Consider the following 12283-nt stretch of genomic DNA (forward strand, 5'->3'; position numbering starts at 1 on the left):
CGTTGCCTCAGGGCAACGCGACCGCGTTGTCATGTGCACGATCGTTAAATGAAATTGACTATCGTTAGATGAGTAGCGACTTGCTTACAGTCCTTGCCTACTAACGATAAGCACTTTTCCTACAAACTTTGAAGCACGCGTAACTATGGACTGTGTGGCGCCAGAGACATACCTTCTGACAAGCCGCCAATATTGTCCGTTGTTTATCTTGAACAGTGAGATGTATCCGGGCGTTGACTGTCCATTTGCGCAAACAATTGCCATGGATCGCGCAGGCATTCGCATTTAATGCGCTTCTTACGATAAGGAATATCATGCGTTCGAATATCGTTATGCCATCACTTATTGCCGCAGGGCTTCTGGCTATGACGCCTGGCGTTCAGGCTGCCAGCAAAAGCCTGGTCTTCTGTTCGGAAGGCAGCCCGGCCGGGTTTGATATCGGTCAGTACACCTCCGGCACTGACAACGATGCCGCCGAGCCGATCTACAACCGTCTCGCCGAGTTCGCCAGAGGCGAGACCACCGTCGTACCCGCTCTCGCAACGAGCTGGGACATCTCCCCTGACAACCTGACCTACACGTTCCATCTGCGCGAAGGCGTCAAATTCCACAGCAACAAGACCTTCACGCCCACGCGCGATTTCAATGCCGACGACGTCTTATTCACGGTCAATCGCATGTTGCACAAAGACCATCCGTTCCGCGTTGCTTATCCGACGGAGTTTCCGTTCTTCACCAGCATGGGCCTGGACAAGAACATCAAGTCGGTGGAAAAGACCGATCCGATGACCGTCGTGTTCACGCTCAACAAAGTCGATGCGGCATTCATCCAGAACGTTTCCATGAACTTCGCATCAATCCTGTCTGCTGAATATGCAGACAAACTGATGGCGACGGGTGATGTGCGCGATATTAACCAGGCGCCTATTGGCACCGGCCCGTTTGTGTTTCAGCGCTATCAAAAAGATTCGCAGATTCGCTACGTGAAAAACAAAGCGTTCTGGGACCCGAGTCGGGTCAAGATTGATCAGTTGATCTTTGCGATCAATACAGATGCGTCGGTGCGCATTCAAAAACTCAAGAAGAATGAATGTCAGGTCACGCTGAATCCGCGCCCGGCAGACGTTGAGTCCATCGAAGCAGACAAAAACCTGCAGGTCATTAAAAAGCCCGGTTTCAACCTCGGCTACATCTCCTACAACGTACGCCACGCCCCGCTGGACAACTTGCAGGTCCGCCAGGCGCTGGACATGGCGGTGGATAAACAAGCAATCATCGCTGCGGTGTACCAAGGCGCCGGGCAACTGGCCCAGAACTCCATGCCACCGACGCAGTGGTCCTACGACGATACGGTTAAGGACGCGCCTTACAACCCGGAAAAAGCCCGCGAGTTGCTGCGCGCCGCCGGCGTCAAGGAAGGCACCGAACTGACCCTCTGGGCCATGCCGGTTCAGCGCCCCTACAACCCCAACGCCAAGCTGATGGCCCAGATGCTTCAGGCCGACTGGGCCAAGGTGGGCATCAAGGCGACCATCGTCAGTTACGAGTGGGGCGAATACCTCAAGCGCAGCAAGAACGGCGAGCACGACATTTCGCTGATCGGCTGGACCGGTGACAACGGCGACCCGGACAACTGGATGGGCACGCTGTACAGCTGCGCGTCCATCGGCGGCAACAATTACTCGATGTGGTGCGACGAAAAATACGACGCACTGGTCAAGGCCGCTGTCTCGAACACCAACAAGGATCAGCGCATTGCGCTGTACAAACAGGCGCAGCATTACCTGAAAGAACAGGTCCCCATTACGCCGATTGCCCACTCGACGGTGATCCAGCCGCTGCGTAAGGAAGTGCAGGGTTTTCTGGTGAGTCCGTTCAACCGCAACAACTTCTCGGGCGTCAGCATCGCCGACTGATTCAAAAACATGCCTGGGGGCGCAATCACACCCTTTGGCATTGCTTTATCCGCGTTTAGCCGGATAGGCAGAAAAATGGCCATGAGGCCGCACCACCGAGCGGGCTACACCATAAAAAGCCCGCCTCTAAAAAAGCAGCAATCGGGAGCTTCAAAACGTGAAAAAAGCCAGCACCGCTGTATTCGCCTTATCCGTCCTCGCCCTCAGCGTCGCGGCCCAGGCAGAGCCGACCAGTCAGGAATTCGTTCCGACCACACTGGCCACCAGCAACCTCCAGGGCGAAGCCAAGGGATTCCTGGAAGACTCGAAACTGACCGGTTCGACCAAGGACTGGTACGCCAACGAACTGTTGCGTCGTGGCGGCGAGTTCCGCCGCAGCGAGAACGGCGTCGTCGTCGACAGCGACCCGCGCCGGATCAACTGGGTTCAGGGCACCATCGTTGACTACAGTTCGGGCTTCACCCAGGGCACTGTCGGCTTCGCCACGCAAATGGCGGTCTACAACGCCGTTGCGCTGGACCGTGACAAGGACGATCTGATGGGCGGCGCCAACCGTACGCTGACCGAGAACAACGGCGACCCTGTTGGACAGTGGAGCAAGTTGGGCCTGGGCAACATCAAGGCGCGCGTTTCCAACACGACCCTGACCGCCGGCCGTCAGTCGATGAACACCCCGGTGCTGGCTTACATCGGCAACCGTGCGCTGCCTTCGAGCTTCGAAGGTGTGAGCATTCTGAGCGAAGAGTTCAACAACATCTCGATCCAGGCCGGCAGCTTCGACCGCGTATCGCCACGTACCGAGCAGAGCCTGACCAAGTTCCGTTCCGAGTACACCAACAACACCGCCACCGCCGATCGCGTTGACATGGCGGGCGTGGATTACAAGCCGTTCAAGAGCCTGACCACCAGCTTCTACGCCTCCAACGTCGAAGACTTCTGGCATCAGTACTACTTCGCTTTCACCCACGAACTGGGTGACCCTGATGTACTGGGCCTGAGCACCAACCTGAACTACTACAAGACCAAGGATTCCGGTCAGAAGAAGATGGGCGAGATCGACAACGACACGTACAGCCTGTCGTTGACCGCCACTCACAAGGCGCACAGCTTCAGCGTTGCGTACCAGGAAGTCGAAGGCGACACCTACTTCGACTACGTCCACGACACCAACGCCATCTTCCTGGCCAACTCCCTGCTCTCGGACTTCAACGGCCCGAACGAGAAGTCGGTTCAGCTGAGCTACCTGCTGAACATGGCCGACTACGGCGTGCCAGGCCTGAAGTTCAACATCTATCAGGCGCGCGGTTTCGACATCGACGGTACCCATTACAAAGGCACCGCTTACGATGTCCGCGGCATGGACGGCGAAACCCACTACGAATACGGTGTTGGCTCGTCGTACACCCTGCAGTCCGGCCCGCTGAAGGCCTCGACCATGCGTGCGACCTACACCACTCACCGCGCGAGCGCCAACCAGGCTGACGGCAACATCAACGAGTTCCGTCTGGTGACCACGATTCCATTCAACATTATGTAATCAGCACGATCGATCGGGCCTCAAGGTGCGGTTTACCGAACTTCGTGGCCCGATACCGACTCACTTATGGCTTCATCACTTGCGGAGTGCGTTACTTGAAATCGACATTCAAACTCGCAACATTGCGCAGCGCGATCGCACTGGCGGTATTCAGCGTCGCGGTCGGCGTATCGGCCAAGCCTCTGGTGGTCTGCACCGAAGCCAGCCCGGAAGGTTTCGACACGGCGCTCTACACCACGGCCGTGACCGCCGATGCGTCGGCGGAAACCATTTACAACCGTCTGGTGGATTTCAAGCCAGGCACCACGGAAATCGTCCCGGCATTGGCCGACACGTGGGAGATCAGCGATGACGGCCTGACCTACACGTTTCACCTGCGCAAGGGCGTCAAATTTCACACCACCGACTACTTCAAACCGACCCGCGACATGAACGCCGATGACGTGGTCTGGAGCTTCCAGCGTCAACTGGACCCCAACCACCCGTGGCACAAACAGTCGCAGGTCGGCTACCCGTACTTCGAGAGCATGGGTTTCAAAGAGCTGCTGAAGAACGTCGAGAAAGTGGACGACAGCACCGTCAAGTTCACCCTGACCCGCCGCGAAGCGCCGTTCCTGGCGGACGTCGCCATGGCCTTTGCCTCGGTGTACTCGGCGGAATACGCCGATCAGTTGCTCAAGGCCAACAAGACCGACAACCTCAACAGCCAGCCCATCGGCACCGGTCCGTTCATCTTCCAGCGCTACGCCAAGGATGCTCAGGTTCGCTTCAAGGCCAACCCGGATTATTTCCGTGGCAAGCCACCGGCTGACACGCTGATCTTCGCCATCGCCACCGACAACAATGTGCGCCTGCAGAAGCTCAAGGCCAACGAGTGCCAGGTTGCGCTGTATCCGAAACCCGATGACATCCCGAGCATCAAGAAAGACCCCAACCTCAAGGTTGATGAACTGAACTCGATGACCACCGCGTACATCGCCATGAACACCACGCACAAATACATCAGCGACGTGCGGGTGCGTAAGGCGATCGAGATCGCGTTTGACAAAGAGGCGTACGTCAACGCCCTGTTCGGTAAGGGCAACGCCACCGTTGCCGTGAACCCGTACCCGGACACGCTGCTGGGTTACAACAAAGACCTGAAAAACCCTACCCACGACCTGGACAAGGCCCGCGCCCTGCTCAAGGAAGCCGGCGTTCCGGAAGGCACCGTACTGACCCTGTTCACGCGCAACGGCGGCGGGCCGACCAATCCGAACCCGATGCTCGGCGCACAAATGATGCAGGCCGATCTGGCCAAAGTCGGCATTAAGTTAGATATACGCGTCATGGAATGGGGCGAAATGCTCAAACGTGCCAAAAACGGCGAACACGACATGGTGTCGGCGGGCTGGTCAGGTGACAATGGCGACCCTGATAACTTCCTGACTCCACTGCTCAGTTGCGAGGCCGCCAAAAACGGCGAGAACTACTCGCGCTGGTGTAATCAGAAGTTCCAGACGTTGATCGATCAGGCACGGGAAAAAACCGATCCGGCCGAACGCGCTTCGCTTTACGAGCAGGCTCAAGTGATCTTCAACCAGGATCTGCCATGGATCAGCATGGCCCATACCAAAATGTTCACTGCAATGCGCAATAACGTGGAGGGTTACCACATCAGCCCTCTCACCACTAATAACTTCGCTACCACCCAAGTGAAGTAGAAGAAGAATCCGGCGGGCTCTGCTACCCAGAGACCCGCCGGTACCTGATGAGGTACACGAGAAGATGTTTAGTTTTATCGCTCGCCGAGTGGGGTTGCTCATACCCACCTTCTTCGGCATCACCTTGCTGACCTTCGCCCTGATTCGCCTGATTCCTGGCGACCCTGTCGAAGTCATGATGGGTGAACGCCGGGTCGATCCGGAAATGCACGCCCAAGCCATGGAACGTCTTGGCCTGAACAAACCCCTTTATGCGCAATACATCGATTACGTCGGCAAGCTCGCCCATGGCGACCTGGGCGAATCGCTGCGTACGCGCACGAGCGTGTGGTCCGAATTCACTTCGCTGTTCCCGGCAACACTGGAACTGTCGATTGCGGCGCTGATCTTCGCAGGCATTCTCGGTCTGCTGGCCGGTGTCATTGCGGCACTGAAGCGAGGGTCCCTGTTCGACCATGGGGTCATGGGTATTTCCCTGGCGGGGTACTCGATGCCGATCTTCTGGTGGGGCCTGATCCTGATCATGTTCTTCTCGGTATCCCTGGGCTGGACCCCGGTATCGGGACGTATCGACCTGCTCTACGACATTCCCCCCAGAACCGGTTTCATGCTGATCGACACCCTGCTCAGCGACGAAGAAGGTTCGTTCATGGACGCCCTGCGTCACCTGATTCTGCCGGCCATCGTGCTGGGCACCATTCCGCTGGCGGTCATCGCCCGGATGACACGCTCCTCGATGCTCGAAGTCCTGCGTGAAGACTACGTGCGCACTGCGCGCGCCAAGGGTCTGTCGCCGGCTCGCGTGGTGTTCGTTCACGGCCTGCGCAACGCGCTGATCCCGGTGCTGACCGTATTCGGTCTGCAAGTGGGCACGCTGCTGGCCGGTGCGGTGCTGACCGAAACGATCTTCTCCTGGCCGGGCATCGGCAAGTGGCTGATCGAAGCCATCGGCGCCCGTGACTACCCTGTCGTGCAAAACGGCATCCTGCTAATCGCCTGCCTGGTGATTCTGGTCAACTTCGTGGTGGACATCCTCTACGGCTTTGCCAACCCACGCATTCGTCATCAGCGCTGAGATCCCTTTTTATGAGCACTCCTACTCCCGTAGCAGCAGTCGATCAAAGCCTGCTCTACCCGTCCGTTTACAAAGAGTTCTGGCAGCACTTTTCCAAGAACAAAGGCGCCGTCGCCGGTCTGGTGTTCATGCTGGTGATCGTGTTCTGCGCCCTGTTCGCGCCGTGGGTTGCCCCCCATGATCCGAGCGAGCAATACCGCGATTTCCTGCTGACCCCGCCGGTCTGGCTGGAAGGCGGCCAATGGCAGTTCCTGCTGGGCACCGATGAACTGGGCCGTGACCTGCTGTCGCGTCTGATCCAGGGTTCGCGCCTGTCGCTGCTGATCGGTCTGTCGTCGGTGGTGATGTCGCTGATTCCGGGGATCCTCATGGGTCTGCTGGCCGGTTTCTTCCCGAAAATCCTCGGCCCGACCATCATGCGTCTGATGGACATCATGCTGGCACTGCCATCGCTGCTGCTGGCTGTGGCCATCGTCGCGATCCTCGGCCCTGGCCTGATCAACACCGTCATTGCCATTGCCATCGTTTCGCTGCCGTCCTACGTACGTCTGACCCGTGCAGCCGTCATGGGCGAGCTGAACCGTGACTACGTGACCGCCGCGCGTCTGGCCGGCGCAACGCTGCCGCGCCTGATGTTCATCACCGTGCTGCCCAACTGCATGGCGCCGCTGATCGTTCAGGCCACTTTGAGTTTCTCCTCGGCGATCCTCGACGCTGCGGCGCTGGGCTTCCTGGGTCTGGGTGTACAACCGCCGACGCCTGAGTGGGGCACCATGCTAGCTTCGGCCCGCGACTACATCGAACGCGCCTGGTGGGTGGTCAGCCTCCCGGGTCTGACCATTTTGCTCAGCGTGCTGGCAATCAACCTGATGGGCGACGGTCTGCGCGATGCGCTGGACCCGAAACTCAAGAACGCCGCCTGAGGACGTCCGAATGTCTCTTTTAAACATCAAGAACCTCAACGTGCGCTTTGGCGATGCCACGGCCACCCCGGTGGTCGACGGCCTGGATCTGGCCGTCGACAAAGGCGAAGTACTGGCTATCGTGGGCGAATCGGGTTCGGGTAAATCCGTGACCATGATGGCGCTCATGGGCCTGATCGAGCACCCCGGCATCGTTACCGCCGACGCCCTGGTCTTCGACGGCAAGGACATGCTCACGCTCAATGCGCGCCAGCGTCGCAAGATCGTCGGCAAAGACATGTCGATGGTCTTCCAGGACCCGATGACCGCGCTGAACCCAAGCTACACCGTGGGCTTCCAGATCAAGGAAGTGCTCAAGCAGCATCTGGGTCTGTCGGGGCGTGCGGCCCATCAGCGCGCACTGGAGCTGTTGCAGAAGGTGGAAATCCCGGGCGCCGCACAGCGTCTGGACGCCTACCCGCACCAACTGTCGGGCGGCATGAGCCAGCGCGTCGCGATCGCCATGGCCATCGCCGGCGAGCCGAAGCTGCTGATCGCCGACGAACCGACCACCGCGCTGGACGTGACCATTCAGGCGCAGATCATGGACCTGCTGCTGGCCCTGCAAAAAGAGCAGGACATGGCGCTGGTGCTCATTACGCACGACCTCGCCGTGGTAGCTGAAACCGCTCAGCGGGTTTGCGTGATGTATGCCGGTCAAGCCGTGGAAGTGGGTCAGGTGCCGGGGCTGTTCGACGTCCCGGCGCACCCGTACAGCGAAGCGTTGCTGGCGGCGATTCCCGAGCACAGCATGGGCGCCGCGCGCCTGTCGACGCTGCCGGGTATCGTTCCGGGTCGCTACGACCGTCCAAGTGGCTGCCTGCTCTCGCCGCGCTGCCCGTACGTCCAGGACAAATGCCGCCAGCAACGCCCGGGCCTAGACCCGAAAGCCCATAGCCTGGCGCGTTGCTTCTTTCCGCTGAATCAGGAGGTGGCGTGATGAGCGAAATCGTACTGACCGCTCGTGACCTTACTCGTCACTACGATGTGTCCCGTGGGCTGTTCAAGCCCCATGCAACCGTGCGCGCGCTCAACGGCGTGTCGTTCGAACTCGAAGCCGGCAAGACCCTGGCGGTGGTCGGCGAGTCCGGCTGCGGCAAGTCGACACTGGCCCGCGCGCTGACGCTGATCGAAGAGCCCTCTTCGGGTTCGTTGAAAATCGCCGGCCAGGAAGTCACCGGCGCGACCAAGGCACAACGCAAACAGCTGCGCAAAGACGTGCAGATGGTGTTCCAGAGCCCGTATGCATCGCTCAATCCGCGGCAGAAAGTCGGTGATCAACTGGGCGAGCCGCTGCTGATCAATACCAGTCTTTCCGCCGCCGAACGCCGCGAGAAAGTGCAGGCAATGATGGCCCAGGTCGGTCTGCGTCCCGAGCACTATCAGCGCTACCCGCACATGTTCTCCGGCGGTCAGCGTCAACGTATCGCGCTGGCGCGGGCGATGATGCTGCAGCCTAAAGTGCTGGTGGCGGACGAACCGACTTCCGCGCTCGACGTGTCGATTCAGGCCCAGGTGCTGAACCTGTTCATGGATCTGCAACAAGAGTTCAACACCGGTTACGTGTTCATCTCCCACAACCTGGCGGTGGTGCGTCACGTCGCCGACACGGTGTTGGTGATGTACCTCGGTCGCCCGGCCGAGATGGGTCCGAAGGACGAGATCTATAACCGTCCGCTGCACCCGTACACCCAGGCGCTGCTGTCTGCGACTCCGACAATCCACCCGGACCCGTCGAAGCCGAAGATAAAAATCGTCGGCGAGCTGCCCAACCCGCTGAACCCGCCGTCAGGCTGCGCGTTCCACAAGCGCTGCCCGTACGCGACTGAGCGCTGCGCCGTCGAAGTGCCGGAGCTGCGTTGGGTCGACAACCGTCAGGTTGCCTGCCATTACGCGGAACAGTTTGTGGCGTGATGGTTGAGTCATAAAAAAGGCCGTTGCGTGTGAGCGCAACGGCCTTTTTTTGTGGCTTTGATTATGACGTTTACATCATCGCCGCCGTTGCCATTCGTGGCGTCCACCTCATCACGGATAAACGGAACTCGCGCAGCAAACACAGTCCCTGTGGGAGTGAGCTTGCTCACGAATACGGCATTTCAACCGCTGAAGATTTAGCGGATGTTGAGGCCTCTTCGCGAGCAAGCTCGCTCCCACAAATCCATCATCAGTCGAGTTAGTAAACATCCCGCCGATACCGCCCCTGCTCGATCAACTCCCGCACCGCATCCTCACCCAGCAGAGCGTTCAACGTTTCATCCACGCCAGCCGCCATGCCTTCCAAACTGCCGCAGATGTAAATCACAGCGCCCTCGGCCAGCCAGTGACGCAGCTCATCAGCCGCCTCACGCAGCCGATCCTGCACATAGATTTTTTCAGCCTGATCCCGGGAAAACGCCAGGTCCATACGCGCCAGATCGCCACTCGCCAGCCAGCCGTTAAGTTCGTACGCGCAATGGAAATCGTGGTCCCTGTTTCGCTCGCCAAACAGCACCCAGTTGCGTTGCTCACCCGAAACGACGCGCGCCTTGAGCAAGCTGCGCAGGCCTGCCAGTCCGGTGCCGTTACCAATCAGAATCATCGGCGCAGGCTCGGCAGGCAGATGGAAACCACTGTTGCGACGCACCCGCACGCTGACGGCGCCGCCCACGGCGACATGCTCGGTCAACCAGCCCGAACACAGCCCAAGGCTGCCATCGGGGTGCAGCTCCTGACGCACGATCAGCTGCAACACACCGTCCTCGGGAACCGAGGCGATTGAATACTCGCGCATGGCCAATGGCACCAGCGCATCGACCAACGCCTGGGCGTGCAAGCCCACCAGATGACTGCGGTTGATCGGCAGCTGTCGCGAGCACAAGGCCTGGCCGAGGGTCTCGCTCAAGCCGTCGACGGTGACCTGGGTGTCAGCAGCAATGCCCAACCCGGACAGGAACTGCTCGACCGCAGATGCCGGGTTACGCGGCAATATCTCAACCAGATCGCCGGCCTCCCAATCAGCCGCCGACTCACACGTCAGTCCCAGCAAGAACACTTTCGAACCCACGCTTCCGGGGTTCAGCCATTCCCGAGCCACCAGCGTCCAGTTCCGATACTCGGGCGCTTGCCAGACGGTCGTCGGCGTCGAGCCTGTCAGCTCGCCCAACTGCTGTTGCCAGTGTTGCAGCGCTGCACCGTCGCCGCTGTCCACTTCAACCGGCGCGAACAGCGTGTGTCCGCCGCGCTCCGCCAGCCAGCCGTGCAGCCGCTGAGCGAAACCGCAGAACTGTTGGTACTGGCGATCGCCCAGCCCAAGCACCGCGTAGTTGAGATTGTCCAGCGCCAGCGGCCGGCCCAGCACCTTGCGCTCGAAGCCACGGGCGCTGTCCGGTGCCTCGCCGTCGCCGAAGGTGCTGACCACGAACAACGCGTTGCGGCTCTGGTGCAGGTCCTGCTCGGTGATGTCGGCCAGCCGCTGCACCTTCACCGGCACCCCGGCAGTTTGCAGCTGGCCGGCCGTCTGCCAGGCGAGTTGCTCGGCGAACCCGCTCTGGCTGGCAAAGCCGATCAGCCACGCCGCGCCCTGCTCGCCCGTCGTCGTCGACACTTCACCGCGCGCATTGCGGATCTCGCGCTTCTTGCGTCGGCGGTCGAGGTAGAGCAGCCAGCCGGTGATGAAAAACAGCGGCATCAACAACGCGGCCACGGTCACGACGATGCGCCCGATCAGGCCGAAGTAGCTGCCGGTGTGCAGGGCGTAGTTGCTGATTAACAGCTGCGCGCCGAGGCTTTTCTCTGTGTAACGCGACACCGCCTTGAGGGAGCCATCGGCCGGGTCGAGGCTGATCTGGTTCAAGGCACGGGGGTGCGGCGCTGTTTTAAGGAGGTAAAACACCGTCGCCATCTGGCCCGGTGCCTGGGGCATGCGCAGGTTGTAGGTCTTGAGGTCCGGTCCGGCGGCGCTCTGGATGGTCTGCCAGATGGCGTCGTAATCCGGGGCCGAAGCCGTGAGTTCCCTGGGCGCCTCTTTCAAAGCAGGGCCAGGACGTGGCCCTCCGCCACGGCGCTGTTCGCCCGCCACGGGAGGATCGCCAATCAGCTTGGTCATGCCGTTGCTGAACCAGTCGTAAGACCACATCAGCCCGGTGACCGCCAGCAGCAAATAGATGATCAGGCACCAGGTGCCGAACACCGAATGCAGGTCCCAATTGAAACTGCGTCCCTTCTTCGCCCAGTCCATGGTCAGCCAGACGCGCCAGTTCAGCGGCTTGCGCGGCCAGCGCAGATACAGCCCGGACAGACAGAAGAACACGAGGATCAGTGTGCACGCCGCGGTGACTTGCTTGCCGTACTCCCCCGCGGCGAGGAATCGGTGCAGGTTGAGGATGAAACCGAAGAAATCCTGGCCTACAGCGTCCTCGGTGAACGCGCCGGTGTAGGGGTTGAAGTTGTGCATCTCGCCGCGACGCTGGCCGGGCGGCGGCTTGAACCAGACTTGAGCAACCTTGTCGCCGTCGACATCGATACGGAACATCGCCACCGTGTCTTTGCCCTGGGCTTCGACCTTGCTGACCATATCGGCCAGCGACAGTTGATGCTCCTGGGGCTGCACGAACAACACGTTGGGGTTGAGCACGTCGAGTATTTCGTCCTCGAAAGAATACAGCGCGCCGGTGATCCCCATCAGGGCAAGCACCAGACCGGCCGTGATTCCGAAGAACCAGTGCACTTGAAACAGGACTTTCTTCAACACCCTCACACCTCACTCACCCGCTACGGCGCGCATTATGCGCACAAACGGCATACATTCTCATCTGTGGCTGATTCTTAATGCAAAACCTGGGGGGGACCGAGCTTGCCCTGCCACCCCGCGCTCACCCGGCCAACATAAATCCTGTAGGAGTGAGCCTGCTCGCGAAGAGGCCGGGGCATCCGCTGGATACCCAGCGGTCGATAGTCCGCCTTCGCGAGCAAGCTCGCACACAGGTCCAGCGCGGCGATAGCCCGGACATTCCATCCCACGATCGCCCGGCCAACATGAATCCTGTAGGAGCGAGCTTGCTCGCGAAGAGGCCGGCACAGTCGCTGAAATCTTCAGCGACTGAACTCAGGTC

8 protein-coding genes are annotated in these 12283 nt (G+C 60.0%); 7 read left to right on the plus strand and 1 reads right to left on the minus strand.

Annotated features, from left to right (window positions below; all coding sequences use genetic code 11):
* The first annotated feature begins 314 nt into the window (after window positions 1–314).
* From QMX88_RS26765 to QMX88_RS26795, 7 genes are all read left to right on the plus strand, one after another.
* Window positions 315–1916, plus strand: coding sequence for an ABC transporter substrate-binding protein (locus QMX88_RS26765; protein ID WP_282373284.1), 1602 nt, complete (start codon window positions 315–317; stop codon window positions 1914–1916).
* A gap of 157 nt (window positions 1917–2073) precedes the next feature.
* Window positions 2074–3453 carry an OprD family porin gene (locus tag QMX88_RS26770; protein WP_282373285.1) on the plus strand — a complete coding sequence of 460 codons (1380 nt, stop codon included), beginning with the start codon at window positions 2074–2076 and terminating at the stop codon, window positions 3451–3453.
* A gap of 95 nt (window positions 3454–3548) precedes the next feature.
* Window positions 3549–5156: an ABC transporter substrate-binding protein gene (locus QMX88_RS26775; protein ID WP_282373286.1), complete on the plus strand. Its 1608-nt coding sequence runs from the start codon at window positions 3549–3551 to the stop codon at window positions 5154–5156.
* A 64-nt stretch (window positions 5157–5220) separates the two neighbouring features.
* Window positions 5221–6231: an ABC transporter permease subunit gene (locus QMX88_RS26780; RefSeq protein WP_037012635.1), complete on the plus strand. Its 1011-nt coding sequence runs from the start codon at window positions 5221–5223 to the stop codon at window positions 6229–6231.
* Window positions 6232–6242: 11 nt separating this feature from the next.
* Entirely contained in the window at window positions 6243–7154 is a 912-nt protein-coding gene (locus QMX88_RS26785) for an ABC transporter permease subunit (protein ID WP_192170675.1), read from the plus strand.
* A 10-nt stretch (window positions 7155–7164) separates the two neighbouring features.
* Complete coding sequence (locus QMX88_RS26790; protein ID WP_065990186.1) at window positions 7165–8133, plus strand: ABC transporter ATP-binding protein; 969 nt, start codon at window positions 7165–7167, stop codon at window positions 8131–8133.
* On the plus strand, window positions 8133–9107 hold the full coding sequence (locus QMX88_RS26795; protein WP_108120822.1) for a peptide ABC transporter ATP-binding protein: 975 nt from the start codon (window positions 8133–8135) through the stop codon (window positions 9105–9107). The genes QMX88_RS26790 and QMX88_RS26795 overlap by 1 nt, the downstream gene beginning before the upstream one ends.
* Before the next feature lie 259 nt (window positions 9108–9366).
* On the opposite strand, the gene QMX88_RS26800 is transcribed toward QMX88_RS26795, so the two are convergent.
* Complete coding sequence (locus QMX88_RS26800; RefSeq protein ID WP_282373287.1) at window positions 9367–11919, minus strand: sulfite reductase flavoprotein subunit alpha; 2553 nt, start codon at window positions 11917–11919, stop codon at window positions 9367–9369.
* Between the last annotated feature and the right edge of the window lie 364 nt (window positions 11920–12283).

Origin of the sequence: Pseudomonas sp. PS02290, assembly GCF_029960075.1 — a bacterium.
Lineage (GTDB): Bacteria > Pseudomonadota > Gammaproteobacteria > Pseudomonadales > Pseudomonadaceae > Aquipseudomonas.

What these genes read in the sequence shown, in the direction of transcription:
- QMX88_RS26765 (WP_282373284.1), top strand. Translation starts at nt 315, where the DNA reads ATGCGTTCGAATATCGTTATGCCATCACTTATTGCCGCAGGGCTTCTG.
- QMX88_RS26795 (WP_108120822.1), top strand. Translation starts at nt 8,133, where the DNA reads ATGAGCGAAATCGTACTGACCGCTCGTGACCTTACTCGTCACTACGAT.
- QMX88_RS26785 (WP_192170675.1), top strand. Translation starts at nt 6,243, where the DNA reads ATGAGCACTCCTACTCCCGTAGCAGCAGTCGATCAAAGCCTGCTCTAC.
- QMX88_RS26790 (WP_065990186.1), top strand. Translation starts at nt 7,165, where the DNA reads ATGTCTCTTTTAAACATCAAGAACCTCAACGTGCGCTTTGGCGATGCC.
- QMX88_RS26780 (WP_037012635.1), top strand. Translation starts at nt 5,221, where the DNA reads ATGTTTAGTTTTATCGCTCGCCGAGTGGGGTTGCTCATACCCACCTTC.